This window comes from Breznakia pachnodae (assembly GCF_030814225.1).
Classification (GTDB): domain Bacteria; phylum Bacillota_I; class Bacilli_A; order Erysipelotrichales; family Erysipelotrichaceae; genus Breznakia; species Breznakia pachnodae.
Genome location: NZ_JAUSUR010000003.1, coordinates 351218 through 371289, shown reverse-complemented (window position 1 = coordinate 371289; position 20072 = coordinate 351218). Strand labels below are relative to the sequence as shown.

Sequence of the window (20072 nt, the reverse complement as noted above, 5' to 3'; positions counted from 1 at the left end):
CTAATTAGCATTATCTATTTATTTCTATGCCTTCAATTCTTGTTTCAACTCTTCAGTTAACTCATTCCATAATTCATTATAATGATTTTCGTTATTTTCAATTCCATCATAGTAACCAAAGTCTTCTTCATCAAACACTGAATTCGATTGATACCACTCTAATGAAATACCTTCATGATTATCAATTTCACTTGCTCTAGTGATTGTAATCAAACCATTCAAATGCACACCATAACCTAGTACATCGCATACATTTGCTAGTGTTAATAAAAAATCTTTCAACAATTCTTTACTTGCATAACCACTTTCCTTTGACGATATGTATAACTCTTTATATGTAGTTTGAAGAGTATAGAAGAACTCTTCATTATCATCAAAATATTCTTTATTTACTATTTCCTCTAATTCTTGTTTATTTAGCAGTAAACATAATAATGAAAAAAGTTGTTCGCTGTCTTCGTTAATACCAAACTGATTAATCAAATTTACTGTTGTAGCTTTGTGTTTACCTAATTCACTTTTCGATAATTCTGACTCATATAGTAAGAACTCATATAATTCATCTAAATTTTCTATATTCAATTCATCCATATAATTCTACCTTTCTATTATTAATTACTTTATTGTGTTAATCTACCAAAAATATAATATCATAATTTTATCCAGAAAAGTGAAAGCAGAAGCATTTCTTTCAAGCATATATAATAAATAGCTATAAAGTCATAAAACTTTATAGCTATTTTCAATGTGTTTTATTATATTGTATTTTAATGTGTTTTTTTGTATTTCTTTAAACCAACGATTAATGATAAAGATACTCCAAACATAACTACTAGATATGTCAGATTTGTATCATCTCCAGTTTTCACCGTGTCTTTCACAGTTTCTTTATCATTACTTTCTGGTTTCTTATTTGGTTTGGATGTATCTTCTTCCTCCGGCTCTTTCGGTTCCTCTGGATCCACTACAGGTGCTTTATATGTATTCAGCATAGAAACGTTAACTGTTTCTTGTGGGTTGAATTCAATCACAAATTCAACTGGAGTTTCATCGAGAACATGGCTTTCTAGTGCTTTCGTTTCTACAAAGTAGTAGCTACCAGGAGTCAATTCATCTACTTGAATCAATCCATTCTTATCTGTAGTGTATTCTCCGATGACATTATCTTTCGCATCGTACAATTCAAATTGTGCGCCTTCCAGACTGGCATCTTCCTTATCACTCACTTTCTGTAATTCAACATCTCCAGGAATTAGCGTATTTGTAAGTGTAAATACATCTTCATCTAATACAAATTCACCAGTATATCCTTCAACATCAACCTCTTTAATTGTATAGTACAGTTCCTTACCATCACTGTCATATCGATTCACACCACTAAATGATGCTTTCCAATTATTATCTTCATCGAGAACAATTGTTTCAATACTATCACCAGTAATGTTGCCATCTTTATCGGCAGGATATAGTTCCACGTTTACTGCACTCATTAAACTTTCATCTTTTAATTCTTCACCATTTGCATCTAACCAAATTTTTTCTGCTTCAAGAATTCTTGGATCTCTTTCATTTGTAAGCTTAAAGATCCATTCTGTTGTTCCATCACTTGAAACACTAATATCCGGTTTTGCATATACTGGTGTTTTAAAATTAGGATTTTGAACTTCTTCAATACTATACTCTAAGCCAAATGGAAGTTCATAAACCCAAGTATCACCAGTCCAGCGATCACCATCTTGAGTATCCGCTGTAACGGTATGAATTTCATCATATTCTATTTCATCTGTTGATGTATTCCTACCAGTTAGACGAACTTCAAACGAAGTATCCTCTGGTGTTTCACTACTGTCATTCAAATATTTCTTAATCTGAACACGGTCTTTTAGAATTTCTGTTTTATAGGCAACTGGAAGTACTTCTGCAATCAGTTCTGTATCAGCACCAACTACTGTACGGTATCCAAAGGTATTGATAACCTGTCTACCACCAATGTAGTATTCATGAAGTTTTACATCATAATCAACTTCAATGTTTCCTAATCCTTTAACTTCTACTGCATCATCAGTAATTACCACACGAATAGCTGTTGCATTTATATAATCTAAGCCATCACTAGCAATTTGATTTTTATCTAACCAGCGGTCACTTACAATAACATCTTTATAGTCATCACCATAAAACTGTTCATTTACAGAACCAAAGAAATATTCTACACGATATTGCGTATCATCTAATGTTGTTACTGCTGCTGTCCCATTTGCTTTATAGCGAACAACAAAGCTACCATCACCAACCAAACGAGCGTTTGCTTCACTTCCCCTAGACTTTAATCCCAGATTCCGTGTATCATCTACTGAAGGTAAACGATCCACAAAGACAATATCTTTCATTGTTGCTGAACCTTGCACTGATTCTAAACGCATTGTGTAGCGTACCGTATCAGTCTTGTCAGCAACATCCATGACTCTATCATCATCACGAGTAGTAACTTTCGTTCCACCCACTGTATCGGTTTCTGTAAGCATTGCAGCAACACCAAGTTCACCATAAACATCCATGTAAGTACTATCACTTACATAATGAGTTTTACTTGTATAACTCGGATCTACTTTGCTAAGTAGTTCAAATTCATTTGCAATTGAATACATATAAGTGGTTTTATATTCTGTACTACTCATCAATTGTTGATCATAAAACTCTTGATCAGCATCTTGTAAAGGTACAAAGTATCCTTTCACAGAATATGTAGTATATGTAAATGCTTTTGTTTTTGTACGAATTCTAAATAAATCATTTTTATTTTTGTCATATGTTTTATTTACCTGCCATGAAAGTACAGTATTTCCATATGCATCTGTAACTTTGCTAAATGAATCTTCATCCAGGTACCCTGGAACTGACTCATTTCCTGATGCATCTTGTCCAAATCCTTGATAATCCAAACCATCTGGTAATACTACATAGACTTTTGACCCTGCCTTAATCGTTTGTGTATCAGTCTGGTTTCCATTTCCAATACGAATTGTCCACGCAACCATTTCTGCAGGTTCTACTGGTGTTGTAGTACTATAGTCTTTATATGTTTCAACATTACTACTCATTGCTTTGGTAACCGTTTGTCCCTTAATATCAATTAATGGACTAATATAGTTTGCACTATCGATGACAGCATAATCCGCTTGATAACGTTTTGTAGTTTCATCATTATTATCCCAGTTGTCTTTTACTTCTGAACCAGCATCATCCATGATTTTCCCTTTATTATCAGTGATAATCATTTTTGCTTCTTTTCCATCACTTTTTTGAAGATAGAATGACACTTGATTTTTAAGTCCAGAAATTGAATTAGTCTGTGTTTCTGTAAGAACGTTCTTTACAGAAGTACGATCAATCGTTGTTTCATAACGAATTTGGTAATATGCATTTGCTGCACCATTTGATGCCACTTCAAAGTCTTCATCCATTGTTATCATTTGGTAGTTAACACCATCTATAATTACTTTTTCAGTTGTAAATGACAATTCTTTTGTAGTTGTAGGATCATTTGGATCCTCAATCAATATCATACTTCCATCAACAATCGTTTCATACTGTGGCAGGATATCAATCACTTTATCAATTGGTAAACTTTTCGCACCATAGTTATAAATATTCACATTATAAATACGATTTGTTTTCATATCAACATTTACATTTGCATTTGCAATATTGGTACCTGTTGCTTTTCCTTCAATATCAACAAGTGAATTTTTTTCAATTCCACCATATACATAGTTATCATTTAATAGTGTTACTTTTGCACTACCTTTATGAGATGTTTGCGTAGTTGAATTTCCATCTTCATTTGATGTATCTGCAGCAAGTGTACCATTTAATGATTTTATTTTAGTCATTTCATTTTGATAGAACACTTTTACTGTATTTGTTTGTTCTTTTAATCTTGTTGTTTCAGGAATATCATCTGTATTTACTTTTAACTTATAGGTAATAACATATTGATATTCATTTATATGTTCATAATCATTTGTATAATAACGATCATTCAATACAACTGGATTATCAAATGCAACTTTAAGAACCCCATTACTATTTGATACTGTATAATCTTTTGCATCATCAGGTAAATCTAATTGCTCTGTTTTAACAATCTCAGTATCTGGATTATTTTCATTGTTCTTATCATACTTACGTTCTAATAATTGAAATTTAATTTTTAATGACCCATCAACATATTCCATATTTTCTGGTAATGTATCTTGAATTGTTTGGAATGTAACTCCATCATCATTGCGAATTCTCAAATTTGATACAGCTACTGTATACTCAATAATATCACTATCACGTAAACGGTCTGAAGAATGTTTTTCATTATTAGACGCTTGTTCTGCAGCTCCTTTTGTAAGTGATACGATACCTTCATAATTTTGTTGAGCATTTACTTCCCAAATATCTTGCCCTCTTGTTAACTGTGAATCATCATCAGAATAAACCGTATAAGTATTGACTAATTTATCACCTGCTTTTACATCATCTGTTACTTTCATTGTGTAATATAAAACTAATTTTCCACCACTTTCTATTTTAGTGTTACCTAAATCAATCTTAAATTCATTGTTTCCAGTTACAGTTGCTGTAATTGTTCCAACAGTTGCTCCTGTTGACTCATCTACTGCCACACCTAAATTCATTGTTGTGTTTAGATTTAGCTTCTTTCCATATGTTCCTGTTGTATTAAAACCCTGATCAGTTGACCATGGAGTCAAATTATTTGAGAATGTGTCAGTAACACTCATTCCAGGACCCCAATCGGTATCTGTAATATTATTAATTGTTGCTTTGTATACTATTACATCACCTGCATAAGGTTTCACTGCATCAATTAGCCCATCTGGACCAGTTACATTATAGTGATTCTTTAATGATGTAAATCCTGTTCCTGAAGTTTGTGGTCCCCAATAGAACGCACCTTCTCCAACTAGATTATCTTCATAGAACGATTGGAAGGTATTCCCAATAGTTGCATTTGTATGAATATTACTTGTTGCTGACATTGTATAAGTCAGATAATAAGTTTCTCCTGCTGGAATCACTACATCATTAGTAAACTTAATTGATAATTCATCTGAACCCTCTGCTGAAACACTCACACCATTATTAGTTACTGGGTTGTTTCCATTAACTAATGGATCGCTCTCCCAATATGTAAGGTTCATCATATTTGAAGCATTAATATAGCGTCCATCAATTGGATTTGCACCACCAACGGTAGTAGTATCTCCATTATATGGCGCTAAATATTGATTTGTATATATATCAGCTACTTCATCTATCTTTAAAGGTGTTCCTTCTGTGTTTTTAAGTTCAATCACAAATAGTAATACGTCATTCTCAACAGGGAAAGTACGGGTTGTAGCGCCACCTAAATTCAATCCAGTTTTATTATGTTCGTAGATTCCTTCGTCACTCATTGAGATACTGTTATAAATTACATCAACTACATTCGATGTTTTTGTTTTATTAATTTCTTGAGAAGACGTATTTTTATAAGTAGACTCTACTGAGTTTGAAATAACCATTCCATTTTTACGAATATCTTTTTGGTCTTTTACCAAATAAGTCACCAATGGACCTGTATCAATCTGGAATCCTGAATTCACATCTTCATACTTAATTTCAAAGCTCTTCACTTTACTGCGCTTTGTATCATCAATTTTAATTTCTCTAGATCCGCTTGCAGTAGCTGGAGTGATTTCTAAAGTATCTGTTGGTAAACCATCATTGTATTCAATCGTTATAGTAATCTTACCTGTAGTAAAATTAGTCCATGTTCCCGCATTAATTTGTTGAGGGATCAACTGATTAATATCAAAATTTGTGCTTTCAACTTCTTTATAGGAAATCTTTTCAATTATTCCACCATTCATATCATCCGTACTTTGGATGTTTTTAATATGTTCTGCTGCTAACTGATAAGTAATCAAATCACCAGGCATAACTTTATATGGTTTTCCACCATCATCAGTTCCATTGATTTGTGATGATTGATTAATTTTTGAAATATACTTAATTGGTTCTTTATAAGATTCATCACCAACTTGTACTTTCGGTACTGTATACGTAATTACAACTGCATTCATTGTGTTTTGTCCAATTACATATGGATTAGCAACTGTTACATCCATCTTCACAGCTGGATCAATTTGATGTGATCCGCCCACAGCTGTAATTGAGAAAGTCTTTGACTTGTTTGCTTCAACATCCTGCAAATCAGTATTTGTCTTATCAATTGTTGCACCTTTAATCACAAACTTCCATCCTGTATCCATAAACTCTTTTGACTCATCTGGATTCACTACTATATGCCTTACTGTAAAAGTATTGTTTTCAGTATCAATTGAGATTTCCGAATCTGACAATTGTGTACCATTCACATCAAAAAAGTTAGCTTTACTTATTTCAATATATGGGTTTCCATCGCCATCCACTGGTAACTGAAATGTACTCTCATAAGTTATCTGTTTTGCATAACCAACACCTGTTGTAGTGGAAGTTGTCGCAGAAGATGCAGCTAATGTAAATGTTAAATCATTTAACATTGCGTTTGATGGACCATTACTACTTGTTGTATAAGAAGGAGTGACAGTTGCACTTTTCCATGAAAATTGGTCAGTATTGGCAATTATTGTATTTTTCAGTGCAGTTTCATTACTACTGTCAATTACACCAACCTGCTTCAATTGATTATTATAGAAATCAAATGCTTCCACTTCTATTGCTACTGTTGTTTCATCATCAGTAACTCCATTTAAATATGGTGTTAATGAAACGGAAGCCGTAGACCCAGAACCAACAACTAAGTCTTCACTTAAAAATCCCCAATAGTAGCGATAATCTCCATTATCATACACACCATTCGGGTCATTTTCAGATCCTTCTCTGTAATCAATAATACCTGTATTGGTTCCAATTGTTACATAACTAGGTATTTTAAAACGAAATGCTATTCTGCCTTTTTCAACAATACCACTGGATGTAGTAGTACCGTCTTCTGTATTCAAAGTAAATGCAACTGATGCCGATATCGATGCTCCACTTTGAATCGTAATAGGAGCACCCGTTTTATTCTCAACACCGCCAAAACGGATTCCAGTATACCGAATCAAATAACTGTCGAGATATTGATTATCTCTTGCTTGTGGCTGTTCTTGTTGAACAACATCATCACTTTGAGTTATTGTTTCTTCACCTGAAATATGGTTATTACCCGCTTGGTAAACTCCAAGCAGCAAAAAACCACAAATCAAAGCTACTAAGAAACGACGCCCAGTCGTATTAAGTAGTTTCTTTAATCTTTTCATAATTCTTTTGCCCTCCGAAAATATCTACTTTCTTAAAGCAATTATAATTCTATAACAATGACATAGAGCCAATATGTCACTAATCAAAAAGTATGTGTTACAGAAAATAACCGCCCTTCAATATTTAGTCGTTATAAGATTGCATTTAGTTCATTATTTTTGCAATCTTAATACAAATTTAATACCAATCTTCTACGGTGACCTTTCACACAACTATTATTGTCTGTTTTATACTAAATAAAGACTCTGAATCAGAATCCTTTCTTAGTGTAAGATTATGCTGTAATAAAAAAAAGAAGTACAACATTTAAGTCATACTTCTTCATTTACTATGGTAATCTAATAAATACTGGACCTGAGCCCATGTAAGCAGATGCAACTACTGTTTGGTTTCCTAAGTAACCACCATGAATTGCTTGTCCACCACCTGCGTATACCGCAACGTGTGCCCATCCTGTTCCACCATCTGCATAGTAGATGATATCTCCAGGTACTGCTTCAGATGCAGATATAACTGTTCCTAATCCTAAGTAACTTGCTGGCCAACCATGGTGGTAAATTCCAGCTGCTGCTAATGAATTAGTAACTAGCATTGTACAATCTTGGTAAACCCCAAGTTGATTCATTGCTGCTGCATATACAATTCCTGCCGTTGTTGAAGCTTGAGGAGCTTGTACTGATGAACCAGTGTCAGAACTTGAGTCTGAACTTGAACCACTCTCAGAGTTTGATAGTGCGTCTTTAATTTCTTCAGTTTCATCTTCTTCATCTTCAGTTGCATTAATTTTAACTTTCAAAGATGCTTCTCCAACGTTTCCGCTTGAATCCTTAGCAGTATACTTAATTGTATACTCTCCTGGTTCCCAACGTAATTCGTCTTTTTCAGGTACTTCACCTACAACATCGAAAGCTTCAATTGCACCATCATAGTTGTCGCTGATTGATTCAACAAATGAGTATCTGTTTAAATAATCAACATCATCAATTTCAACTTCACTTTGAGTCAAGTTAATAACTGGTGCTTGTGTATCTACATATTTAACATCAATTACATATGTATGTACAGTTCCATTTTCTTTTGTGATATCTGCTGCTGTATCATTTACAACAACTTTACCAAAGTCTTCCTTATCGAAAGTTTCTTTTGTTTGAACAGTAAGTGTGATTTGATCGTCTTTCAATTCTTTTGTTGCTTCACGATCTACGCTTACTACGTAGTTACCGATTTCATAACCTTCATTACCATTTGCTAATGTAATAGGTTTTGCATCGTATACACTTCCTGCATCATCTGCAAGAATTTCTTTCGCTACATCAACGATTGCACTGTCATCTCCATAATTGACTTCAATTACTTCATTATTGTAAGCTTCTACTTCTGGTGTTTCTAACACCTCAGCACTTACCTTAGAACGTCCCATTCCAGTAACTGTAAAAGTTAATGCGAATACAACTACTGCGGCACTTGTTGTCATAACAAAGTGACGGAAGTCAAAGTGAATCTTCCCAAATTTACTTTCAACTAATTCTACTAAGTTTGTAGCTCCTGTTTTCATTGTAGATAAGAATGTAGTAGCAGCATTTACAAATACTGGTTCTAATTCTCTATATGCAACTCCTGCTTTAATTAAGCATGATGATGCAATTCCTACTAATACAGGTTCTAATTCTTTGTAAGCTGCATAAGCTTTAGAACAACAAGCTCTTGCAAACTTAATCATTACTTCTAGCCCTTTGTTAAATCTAGGTGCTAGATAGCTTTTTGTGTCATTGATTTTATTTATCCCTTTAATCCTAAAATCATTGATTCGTTTGATTAATGTTTTCTTGGAATCCATTTTCTCACTCCTCTAATTTTTTTTCAGATTTTACAATCGTAATTTTATCACATTCAAATGTCTGACTCAACCTTATCCCAAATTTTCACATATTTCATATGAGATGCTTTGAACGTCAAACTAATGTATGATTTTTTTACTTTGTATAATCTCTTAATAACACGATAAATACTGGTTATTTTTATTATTCTCTTACTATACTATTACCTTATGCAAAAGAAAATCCTAAGCACTGTTTACACATTATGCTTAGGATTTCTCATCTGTATAAGGTTTATTTATGTGATTTCAAATCCATTGTTGGTTCATCACCTTGATCAACTTCATCTACTTTCTTATATTTATCAATAAATTCTTGTACTACAACCTCACCATCTACTGGACAAGTTGTTTTACCAAGAATAAATTGTTTCTTACTTTCTCCATGATACTCACTACCTGCAGTAACATAAAGTTTACGTTGTTTCGCAAGACTTAATAAGTATTGTTTATCTTTATTAGAATGTCTAGGGTTAAAGATTTCAATTGCTTCAATCCCTAAATCCAGAACTTCATTTAATAATTCAGGTTCATCCTTAAAGTAATACATTGGGTGTGCCAAAACAGCAACTCCACCACTAGCCTTAATAATCGATAACATATCTTCAATTGCTGGATGCACAATTGGAACATATGCAATTTCCCCTTCTGCGAAGAAATCATCTACAAAATTACGAATCGGATAATTTTTCTTTTCACCTTTCAAATAAGGTTGAAGTAATTTATGATCCTTATAATTTACATTCGTTAATACATGCCTTGCAATCATTTCTGGTGATATCACTTGGAAACGACTGTGCTTAATAATTTGCTCACTGTCAATCATCAGTCCAGTAGCTTCTTCAAACAACTGAATTCGACGAAGTGACACTGCTTTTTCTTTTGCTAGGTTTTCATATTCAACACTGACAAATCGTTCATCATTAGAATTAATAAAGTATCCAAGTAAACGAAGTGGTTTTCCGTTGTATTGACAATCAATGTTAATACCTGGGATATATTCAATATCATAGAATGACGAAACTCGCTGTGCAATCAGATTTGCTTTTACACTATTATGATCACAGATCGAAATAGTTTTTAATCCTACCTCTTTTGCCTGTTTCAATAAATCTTCCACACCATACTCTCCATCATGAGAAAATGACGATACTAGTTTTAAATCAATTGTATTCTCAGCCTTTGGTTGCTCTACAACAACTTCTTCTTTGATTCTTTCATCAATTGGCTTACGCCCCATCTCACTTAACATAACTACTTTTGTCTTTAGTAAGAAATCAATAATACTGCGATGCTTAGGGTCAATCAATACAACTAGTCCATTTACTACCAAAAACCCTAGAACACCCCATAATCCAGTAAATATATATAATAGGATAAGTGGTATCTCTTTTCCCACTGCTTCACGTATTAGCAGAGTCATTCGATCTGCCTGTGTATTATCACTATTTACAACTTTTGTACGAAGGCCAAGTTTACCAAATGACTGACCTTTACTCATTACCGAAAGATAGGTATTTCCTACAACCGTAAAAATAAGAATCAATACCAAGGTTACTGGCATAAAGCTATATAATAAATCAATACTTAAATAACCATTTGCAACAAGTAAAAATAAATCTACCCACAGAATCATTGGTAACAGCATAACAACAAAGTCACCAAGCTGCCCGATAAATCGTAACCAAAGTGTTCCATATGTAAAGTCTTGTGCCAAATAACGGCCATATTGATTATAATCTGAAGAACGAACTTTCATTTGTTCTTTCATTGTCTTTTTTGATGTTTGTACTTTCTCTGCCATAGAACCTCCTACCTCTTTATATATTGAATCATATTTATCTTAATCATAAACACACATAAGAGATAATATAATATATAGGATACAGAAAATATAAAGATTGCTTTAATAAATATATCTTCTGTCGTAATAAAATTCACACTCAGAAATACACTAATTCCTACTGAGATAAATGGAAACAACATATAAATACGCCAAGATGAAGGTTTCATTTCATAAGTAGTACCACAATGTTCACAATTAATATGTGAAAATGCCTTCTTACCTTTATACCCTATTGGTTTCTTACACTCCTGACATTCTAGTATCATATTCTGCTCTCCATTTCGTCTATTATATCATGTATTATTTTCTGTGGGAATTATTTCCCTTTAAAAAGCATGGATAACCTTTGTTATCCATGCCTAATATTAATCCTCATTTTTAAGTGCGTCAACACCCTCTTCACCAGTTCTTATTTTGATTACATTCTCAACATCGTAAATAAAGATTTTACCATCTCCAATATTTCCTGTATACAGTGTCTTTTTCGCTGTTTCCACAACCAACTCTACTGGCACTGCACTAACAACAATTTCTGCTTTTAGTTTTGGAAGTAATTCCATATCCACTTCTGCACCACGATAGTACTCTATCTGACCTCTCTGGGTTCCACATCCCAGAACCCTTGTGACAGTCATTCCCATTACACCGATTCGATCCATTGCTGTCTTTAATGCATCAAAGCGTTCTGGGTTAGTGACAATTACTACCTTGGTCATCTTTCCTTCTGCTTTTTCCTTATCGCGTATCTTTTTGCTATGCACCTCTACTGGAACCGCATCTTCTAAAGGTACAGCAGGTTCTGGAATATCTACATCTGTTGCTCCACCAATATATTCATTTTCAAATACAAATCCACCATACGCAGATTGTAATCCATGTTCTTCTAAATCCAGACCAACAAGTTCCTCATGTTCACTGACACGTAGTCCAATTGTTTTCTTGATTACAAGGAAGACAATGGTCATTGTACAAACAACCCAAATGAGAACTGCTCCTACCCCCATTAACTGTGTCAGAAGCATTGAAGTTCCTCCACCATAGAATAGACCACCTTCTACTGCAAACAATCCTACAAAGATTGTTCCTGAAGCTCCACAGAAACCATGTACGGCAATCGCGCCAACAGGATCATCAATCTTTAATACATGATCAATAAACCAAACAGCAAAGATCATGATTCCACCAGCTAATGCCCCAATGATTGCAGCTCCAAATGGATCTACTAAATCACACCCTGCTGTAATGGCAACCAATCCAGCTAGTGATCCATTAAGGGTCATTGATACATCCGGTTTCTTATAGATAAACCAAGTAACTAACATTGCAACTACGGTAGCACTTGCTGCTGCTAAGTTTGTATTTACAAAGATATTACCTGCACTTATTAGTGATGCATCCCCTGTCATTGATACTGTTGAACAACCATTGAATCCAAACCAACAGAACCATAAGATAAATACACCCAGTGCCCCAAGTGCTAATGAGTGCCCTGGAATTGCTCTTGGTTTTCCTTTCTTATCATACTTCCCAATACGTGGTCCTAAGATTTTAGCTCCAACCAATGCAGCTACACCTCCAACCATATGCACTGCAGTTGATCCTGCGAAATCATGGAAGCCAGCTTCCGCTAACCATCCACCACCCCAAATCCAGTGTCCTGATATTGGGTAAATAACAGCACTGATAATTAGGGAATACAAACAGTATGCTGAGAACTTTGTACGCTCTGCCATAGCACCTGATACAATCGTTGCAGCAGTTGCACAGAATACTGTCTGAAATATTACAAATACAAAGGTTGGAAATGTAGAATCATAATTTCCCTGAATAAAGAAATCAAAACTTCCTACAAAACCTGCAATGTCCTCTCCAAACATTAAACCAAATCCAACAATCCAGAAGATTATTGTTCCTATTGCAAAATCCATTAAGTTCTTCATAATAATGTTCCCTGCATTCTTTGCTCTGGTAAATCCAGACTCTACCATCGCAAATCCTGCCTGCATGAAGAATACCAGGGTTGCTCCAAGCAACACCCAAATCGTGTCTACTGACGAAAATACACCATCCATAAAATTAGTTCCTCTCTTTCCACACAAATGCCAAAAGACGTAGCTTACCATTAGGTAAACCACGCCTTTGTGCATCATGAAAAAACAAAAAAGGCTTTACATATCAATGTATGTAAAGCCTCTTTGCTTTTGTATGTTAGTAGTCTATTACGTTTTGAAAAACTTGTCAATGTTTTTTTGAATGAATACCCTTACAACTTGAAAAACTCTTTAAAATTCAACTGCATCTGATCTGCAAGTGCCTTCTTATCTACATCAAGAAGTTCTGCCACTTTTTCAAATGTATAAGCTACATACTTTGATTCATTTTCTTTTCCACGAAATGGATGTGGTGTCAGAAACGGTGCATCACTCTCTACAAATATGCGATCCGTTGGAACAACCGCAGGTACTTCTAATAATCCTCTAGCATTCTTAAATGTTATTGGGCCAGCAAATGAAATATAACCACCCATCTTAATAACAATAGTTGCTGTTTCTTTGCTTCCACTAAAACAATGCATTAAGAACTTCGTCTTACAATGTTCCTTAATAATATCTAGCGTATCTTTTGTTGCATCACGCATATGAATAAGAATTGGATATCCATATTTATTTGCCAGTTCAATCTGATCAATAAATAGTTTCTTTTGGTCTGCTTCCACATAACCTTCATAATGATAATCTAATCCTATTTCACCAACTGCAATTACTTCATGATCTTTTAGTGCTCGTTCTAATTCAACTAAATCAGATTCTTTCACATCTTGCACATCGCCAGGATGAAATCCTAAAGCAATATCAATCATTGGTTCTTTTTTCTGATAATCTCTGGCACGATAGAATTCTTCTAAGTTTGTACAAATCACTACAACCTTATCGAATCCTACTTCTTTGGCACTTTCAATTACCTCATCAATTCTTACATACAAACGATCCATCGTCAGATGGGCATGTGTATCTATCAATGTATAGTCCATAGTCCTCTCCTTAATCTATATCTCTTAAAAATAAATATTTTGTATCTGAAGTTTTTTTATTCTTCACAAAGCCATTCTTTTCATACATTCTAGTCGCATTTACATTCTCTTCTTTACATACAAGCGATATGGTTTCTGCATCACCAAATGGTTTCTTTTTTATAAAACTTATAATTTCATTAAATGCTAGTTTACCATATCCTAGTCCCTGAAACTTTTCATCTATAGCTACTGCATCAATCATATAAGATGTTTTATCTAATTTGTATGGTTCCCCATCTTTTGGAATATACACAATCTTGGTAAATCCAATCAATAAATCATTATTGTAAATTGCCAGACTTACATCTGGATCTCCATTTTTCAAATTCACATAAGACTGTGCCATAAATACCGACACAGGAGGTAGATAATCAACCTGATTATCTTTCACTTTTATATTTACAACATCCCAGAAATTATTCCAGTCAATTTCTTTTAATCGAATCATAATAAGCTACTTTCCTAAACAGAACTTAGAGAATAATGTATCCAGCAAATCATCTTTGCTTACTTCACCTAAAATTTCCTTAAGTGCATAATATGCACTTTGTAAATCAATTGTTACTAAATCTAATTCCATCTCGGCTTCCAGTGCATCCACTGCACGAATAAGTGCCTGTCTTGCGTTCTGCATTAGTGCAAGTTGTCGCTCGTTCTGCAACATTGGTACCTGATATGCTTCATGATACTCATCATACTTTTTATTTAAGGCATTCATCAGTTCATCGATATCTTCATCTTTGGCACTAATGTTGATACCTTCATATCTTTTTATGTCTTTCTTATTATAAACAAGCAGACGGTCTTTGTCCTCTGTGATACTTAATAATTCTTTATCTAAATTATCCAGAGGCTGACTTCCATCAAATAATACGATTACTAATTCCGCTTCTTCTAGAATCTGTTTACTTTTTTCAATTCCAATTTTTTCAATCACATCTTCACTATTACGAATTCCAGCTGTATCAATCAAATGAAGCGTAACATTATCCAAACGTACACTTCCTTCTACCATATCTCTGGTTGTACCTTCAATATCCGATACAATTGCTTTATCTTCTTCTAATAAGGCATTCAAAAGACTCGATTTACCAACATTTGGTTTCCCAATAATTGCTGTCTTAATTCCTTCTTTTAATACCTTACCACTATTTGCTTTTCGTAAGACTTCATCCATATCTTTAAGTAATGATTTACATTTTGGAATTACGGTTTCTACACTTAACATTTCCACATCGTCATATTCAGGATAATCGATATTCACTTCAATGTTCGCAATAATATCAAGTAACTTCTCAAGTAAAGGATCCATTACTTTTCTAACACTTCCCTGAAGCGCATTCGCCGCCATTCTGGCATTGTTCTTATCCATTGCCATTACCATGTCATGAATTGCTTCTGCTTTGGTTAAATCCATCTTACCATTCAGAAAGGCACGCTGTGAGAATTCACCACGATTTGCCATTCTTGCACCATTCTCCAGACACAAACGAAGGACTTCTTTGGTTACATAAGTTCCTCCATGGCAGTTAATCTCTACCATATTTTCTCCCGTAAATGTTTTAGGCGCTTTAAAAACACTTACCATTACTTCATCTACGCTATCTCCACTTAATGGATCTACTACAAAGCCGTAATGAATGGTATGTGTTGGTTTATCTTTAATTGAAATAGTTAAAATTCTTTCTGCTATATCAAATGCTTCATCTCCACTGATTCGAACAATACTAATTGCTCCCTGCTGGAGGGCGGTTGATATCGCTGCTATACTGTCATTCAACATATTTTTTACTCCATTATATATTTCTATTATTATACCACAAATAAATACATAAAATAATTCTTGCCTTTTTATATAAAATACCTATACTTTAATAGGATGGTGATTGTTATGCAATATGATGTAATTATTATAGGAGCAGGCCCAGGTGGTATCTTCTCCGCTTATGAATTAGTAAAACTGAATAAAGATTTAAAAATACTGGTTTTAGAAAGTGGAACCCCTTTAGCGCAACGTAACTGCCCTATCGATGGTAAAAAAATAAAATCTTGTATCAACTGTAAATCTTGTGCAATCATGAATGGTTTTGGAGGAGCGGGAGCCTTCTCTGATGGGAAATACAATATCACAAATGAATTTGGTGGTAACCTTCATGAATACGTCGGCAAGAAAGAAGCACTTGAACTAATGAACTATGTAGATGAAATCAATATGAAACATGGTGGAAGTAATGCCAGAAAGTTTTCAACAGCAAATTCTGCTTTGAAAAAGAAATGTCTGGAAAATGACCTTCACTTACTTGATGCATCCGTACGTCATTTAGGAACAGATTTAAACTATATTATTTTAGAAAACTTATATGAACTACTAAAAGATCAAGTTGACTTTAAATTCCATAAACAAGTGGATAACATTGTCGCTAATGATCCTTATGAAGTATATGTAAAAGATGAAGTGTATTTAGGAAAACAAGTAATTGTATCAACTGGTAGAAGCGGATCAAAATGGATGCAGAAGATTTGTGACAACTTGGATATTGAAACGAAATCAAATCGTGTTGATATTGGAGTCCGTGTAGAAATACCTGCAGCAATTTTTGAAACTATTACTGATGAAGTATATGAAAGTAAAATTGTATACCGTACAAAGAAATTCCAAGATAAAGTTCGTACGTTCTGTATGAATCCGAAAGGGATTGTTGTAAACGAAAACACCAATGGAATTATCACAGTAAATGGTCATAGCTATGAAGATGAAAGCAAGTTTAGCGATAACACAAACTTCGCCTTACTGGTATCAAACCATTTCTCAGAACCATTTAAAGACAGCAATGAGTATGGTGAAAGTATTGCCAAGTTATCAAATATGCTTGGTGGTGGAGTATTAGTACAGCGCTTTGGTGATTTGATTCGTGGTCAAAGAAGTACTCCTTCAAGAATTGAAGGTGGATTTGTAACACCAAGTTTAACTGCAACTCCTGGAGACTTAAGTTTAGTTATTCCAAAACGTCAGATGGATGACATTATTGAAATGATTTATGCACTTGATAAGATTGCTCCAGGTACTGCAAGTGATGATACATTACTATATGGAGTGGAAGTTAAATTCTATAACCTTCAGGTAGATGTAAATAAAAACCTTGAAACCGAACACAAAGGTTTATATGTAATTGGAGATTGTAGTGGAGTTACTCACTCATTATCACACGCAAGTGCTAGTGGTGTATTTGTAGCAAGACAAATCGCAGAAAAATAAATTAACCTAAAAATCAGTTTTCGTGAACTGATTTTTTTATTATAATTAAAGGAAAGAGGTATCTTATGGACTGTACAATAACAAAGGAAACAATCTTTCCTATCAGAATTGAATTATTTAATAATACCGCAATACAGGATTTCTATGTTTTTAATACAAGAGAATCGAACTGTTATATTGTTGATAAAGATATTAATGTAATTAGTGAAATCACATTTCCATACAAACGTGTAGGAAATACTGCTATTCATAAAAATGGTGAACTTATATACATTTCAGGCGATGATAACAAATTACACCTATATAACCAAAGTGGAGATGAAATCAAAAATGTTGATGGAAGTTATATTGGTTTATATTACAAAGATTACTTGTATGCAATTCGACGCATTGATGATAATCATTTATCCATTGAAGTATTTGATGACAACCTAACAAGTCTATTCACGAAAACAATTGAGGATGAATTGTATCGAAGTGATGTTTCATTAGGTACTGTGCCAAACAGTAATGAAATCATTCTGGAATTAATGGCTGGTCAGGACGGCTGTATTCTTTACTTTATATGTTATGAAAATAATGATATTAGTATGAAGCGACTAAGAAATGAATGCTATGTTTGTCCTACCTTCAACAATAATGACAGTACAAAATTTGTTTGCATCGATAATGATGATCTGACAATTAATTTATTTGATAAAACTTCTTTGAATAAAATATCTACTTATTCATTTGATGAAGATTCTGATTTTGGTTATTCTCTCGCGTTTATTGATGATACCCATCTTATCATTCAACAAGATGAAAGTTACTTTAATTTAGATACTACAACAATGAAAATAGAAAGCGAACTAACAACCAAAAATAATTCTTCTATCAACATTAGTGATATGAGCTACTTTTGTCTTTATGGAAAAGCAATCGTAGGTTACTTCGATCATGAAGAAGGATGTAAAATAGCTATCATAAATATTCAGGAATAGTAAAGAGCGTTCATCGACTGAACGCTCTCTTTTTATAAATTCTGTGTTTTTAATTGTCGTAGTGACAACAATCCAAATCCAACAATCATAATTGAATAAATAATAATGTTATTTATAATTAAATCATTTGCATCCATCCAATACGAATCAAAGAATGAATTTAAAATCGATGATGTTAGAATACTCATTGCAATCTGTATTCCAAAGAAAAGTAATACTGATTTTGCTGAAGATCCTTTGGTAAAGATAACTACCATATTTATAATTACAATCACTGATAAATAACTTAAAATCATATAAATGAAATAAAGAATTGATGATACTCCCATGTAGTCAAATCCCCATAACAGAGATTCAAATATTTCTCCAAAATCAGATAGAGAACCATATCTTAATGAAAGAAGTAAGACTGGAATTACTACTACAATCAGTAATAGTAAGAATGCACTTACTAAAGTAGCACCAATTTTTGAAAAATACAATTTCGTACGATTTACTCCTGATGCCATCATTAATGCCATTACATTGTTTTTATAATCAATTGCAAGTGCATGGAACGGATAAATAAACAAGAAGATTACGGACATAATCGCTGACATTCCAAGCAAACTGGATGCTGTAGATGATGAAGAACCATAGTAACCATAATAACTAGAATTCATTTTATCTACCAAAGAAAGCGTCAACAGGAAGTTTGCAACCCCAAGAACGATTGCAATAATCAAATACTTTTTATCATTAAGGAACTTATAAAACTCCATCTTAAATATTAATTTTGCACTCATATTAATTCATTCTCCCATCTAGACTACTTGTTTTTGATAACTCAATGATTTCAATTCCTTCCGCCTGTATTGCATTACGAACCTCTTGCCAGTTGCCTTGTTCAATACTTGCTCTGATTTTTCCATCTTTTTCATCAAATACAAATTCCATATCACGCATAATCTGTGTTGCTCTTTGGTTGTTTGTAGTATCAATTAGTCGAATCATTGCTTTGCTTTCTTCTTCTAAGTCCAAGAAGTCTACAATACGACCTCTACTGATTACATGTACTTTCTGACATAGTGTTTCTAAGTCATTACGAACATGACTTGAAATCAGTAGTGTTGTTCCTGTATCTCTAAGTTTTAATAAGTATTCTTTAAACCACTTTACGGTTTCAAAATCCAAACCTCTAAATGGCTCATCTAAAATCAGATACTTTGGTTTACTTAAAATTGCTATCAACAGAATTAGTTTCTTCTGCATCCCATAAGAATATGTTTTTACTTTCTTATCCAATACACCATAAATATCCAACTCTTGTGCTAGTTCAATCGCATAAGCTTCATCATAGCAGTTTCTTAATCCTGCAAAATAACGAATGTTGAACCATCCTGTACGATCAGCATATACTGACATTCCATCAAGGACGATACCTACACTAGCTAATACTTCGTTTTGTTTTTTGACCAATTGATCATCAATGTAAATTTCACCATCATAATTTGTAATGATATTTGTAATACTTTTAAACATTGTTGTCTTACCAGCACCGTTCTCTCCAACAATACCGTAAGCAATTCCATCTTGAAATTCTAATTCACGAACTTCAAGTGCAGTTAAGTTTTTATACTTAACCAATAGATTATTAATCTTTATCATTTTTTCCCTCCTTAAATAACTTCTTAAGTATG

At 33.5% G+C, this 20072-nt stretch carries 13 protein-coding genes; 2 read left to right on the top strand and 11 right to left on the bottom strand.

Annotation, left to right across the window (positions count from 1 at the left end; translation table 11 throughout):
• Positions 1–24 precede the first annotated feature (24 nt).
• The 9 genes from J2S15_RS10240 to mnmE form a co-directional block, all read right to left on the bottom strand.
• A complete protein-coding gene (locus tag J2S15_RS10240; protein WP_307407954.1) occupies positions 25–591 on the bottom strand; it encodes a hypothetical protein in 567 nt (188 codons plus the stop codon).
• 176 nt (positions 592–767) lie between these two features.
• A complete protein-coding gene (locus tag J2S15_RS10235) occupies positions 768–7358 on the bottom strand; it encodes a SpaA isopeptide-forming pilin-related protein (protein WP_307407952.1) in 6591 nt (2196 codons plus the stop codon).
• A 329-nt stretch (positions 7359–7687) separates the two neighbouring features.
• Complete coding sequence (locus tag J2S15_RS10230; RefSeq protein ID WP_307407950.1) at positions 7688–9196, bottom strand: NlpC/P60 family protein; 1509 nt, start codon at positions 9194–9196, stop codon at positions 7688–7690.
• A gap of 274 nt (positions 9197–9470) precedes the next feature.
• The gene (locus J2S15_RS10225) at positions 9471–11039 is read right to left on the bottom strand and encodes an RDD family protein (protein ID WP_307407948.1); all 1569 of its coding nucleotides are present in this window, start codon (positions 11037–11039) and stop codon (positions 9471–9473) included.
• A gap of 8 nt (positions 11040–11047) precedes the next feature.
• Positions 11048–11347 carry a hypothetical protein gene (locus J2S15_RS10220; protein WP_307407946.1) on the bottom strand — a complete coding sequence of 100 codons (300 nt, stop codon included), beginning with the start codon at positions 11345–11347 and terminating at the stop codon, positions 11048–11050.
• 99 nt (positions 11348–11446) lie between these two features.
• Entirely contained in the window at positions 11447–13153 is a 1707-nt protein-coding gene (locus J2S15_RS10215; RefSeq protein WP_307407944.1) for an ammonium transporter, read from the bottom strand.
• 191 nt (positions 13154–13344) lie between these two features.
• Positions 13345–14112, bottom strand: a complete 768-nt coding sequence (locus J2S15_RS10210) for a TatD family hydrolase (protein ID WP_307407942.1) — start codon at positions 14110–14112, stop codon at positions 13345–13347.
• Positions 14113–14122: 10 nt separating this feature from the next.
• The gene (locus J2S15_RS10205; protein ID WP_307407940.1) at positions 14123–14602 is read right to left on the bottom strand and encodes a GNAT family N-acetyltransferase; all 480 of its coding nucleotides are present in this window, start codon (positions 14600–14602) and stop codon (positions 14123–14125) included.
• Between the two features lie 6 nt (positions 14603–14608).
• A complete protein-coding gene (gene mnmE / locus J2S15_RS10200) occupies positions 14609–15937 on the bottom strand; it encodes a tRNA uridine-5-carboxymethylaminomethyl(34) synthesis GTPase MnmE (protein WP_307407938.1) in 1329 nt (442 codons plus the stop codon).
• A gap of 108 nt (positions 15938–16045) precedes the next feature.
• Between mnmE and J2S15_RS10195 the strand changes: the two genes are divergently transcribed.
• Together J2S15_RS10195 and J2S15_RS10190 are read left to right on the top strand one after the other, a co-directional pair.
• Positions 16046–17410, top strand: a complete 1365-nt coding sequence (locus J2S15_RS10195) for an NAD(P)/FAD-dependent oxidoreductase (protein ID WP_370872513.1) — start codon at positions 16046–16048, stop codon at positions 17408–17410.
• 65 nt (positions 17411–17475) lie between these two features.
• Entirely contained in the window at positions 17476–18393 is a 918-nt protein-coding gene (locus J2S15_RS10190; protein WP_307407936.1) for a hypothetical protein, read from the top strand.
• Positions 18394–18425: 32 nt separating this feature from the next.
• Here the strand turns inward: J2S15_RS10190 and J2S15_RS10185 are convergent, their stop codons facing one another.
• Both J2S15_RS10185 and J2S15_RS10180 read right to left on the bottom strand, forming a co-directional pair.
• On the bottom strand, positions 18426–19178 hold the full coding sequence (locus J2S15_RS10185) for a hypothetical protein (RefSeq protein WP_307407935.1): 753 nt from the start codon (positions 19176–19178) through the stop codon (positions 18426–18428).
• Between the two features lies 1 nt (position 19179).
• Positions 19180–20040 (bottom strand): ABC transporter ATP-binding protein, encoded by an 861-nt coding sequence (locus J2S15_RS10180; protein ID WP_307407933.1) that lies wholly within the window; start codon positions 20038–20040, stop codon positions 19180–19182.
• Positions 20041–20072 lie beyond the last annotated feature (32 nt).

Coding starts and splice junctions, on each gene's coding strand:
- J2S15_RS10190 (WP_307407936.1), top strand. CDS start 17,476: ATGGACTGTACAATAACAAAGGAAACAATCTTTCCTATCAGAATTGAA.
- J2S15_RS10215 (WP_307407944.1), bottom strand. CDS start 13,153: ATGGATGGTGTATTTTCGTCAGTAGACACGATTTGGGTGTTGCTTGGA.
- J2S15_RS10185 (WP_307407935.1), bottom strand. CDS start 19,178: ATGAGTGCAAAATTAATATTTAAGATGGAGTTTTATAAGTTCCTTAAT.
- J2S15_RS10195 (WP_370872513.1), top strand. CDS start 16,046: ATGCAATATGATGTAATTATTATAGGAGCAGGCCCAGGTGGTATCTTC.
- J2S15_RS10210 (WP_307407942.1), bottom strand. CDS start 14,112: ATGGACTATACATTGATAGATACACATGCCCATCTGACGATGGATCGT.
- J2S15_RS10180 (WP_307407933.1), bottom strand. CDS start 20,040: ATGATAAAGATTAATAATCTATTGGTTAAGTATAAAAACTTAACTGCA.
- J2S15_RS10225 (WP_307407948.1), bottom strand. CDS start 11,039: ATGGCAGAGAAAGTACAAACATCAAAAAAGACAATGAAAGAACAAATG.
- mnmE (WP_307407938.1), bottom strand. CDS start 15,937: ATGTTGAATGACAGTATAGCAGCGATATCAACCGCCCTCCAGCAGGGA.
- J2S15_RS10240 (WP_307407954.1), bottom strand. CDS start 591: ATGGATGAATTGAATATAGAAAATTTAGATGAATTATATGAGTTCTTA.
- J2S15_RS10220 (WP_307407946.1), bottom strand. CDS start 11,347: ATGATACTAGAATGTCAGGAGTGTAAGAAACCAATAGGGTATAAAGGT.
- J2S15_RS10230 (WP_307407950.1), bottom strand. CDS start 9,196: ATGGATTCCAAGAAAACATTAATCAAACGAATCAATGATTTTAGGATT.
- J2S15_RS10205 (WP_307407940.1), bottom strand. CDS start 14,602: ATGATTCGATTAAAAGAAATTGACTGGAATAATTTCTGGGATGTTGTA.
- J2S15_RS10235 (WP_307407952.1), bottom strand. CDS start 7,358: ATGAAAAGATTAAAGAAACTACTTAATACGACTGGGCGTCGTTTCTTA.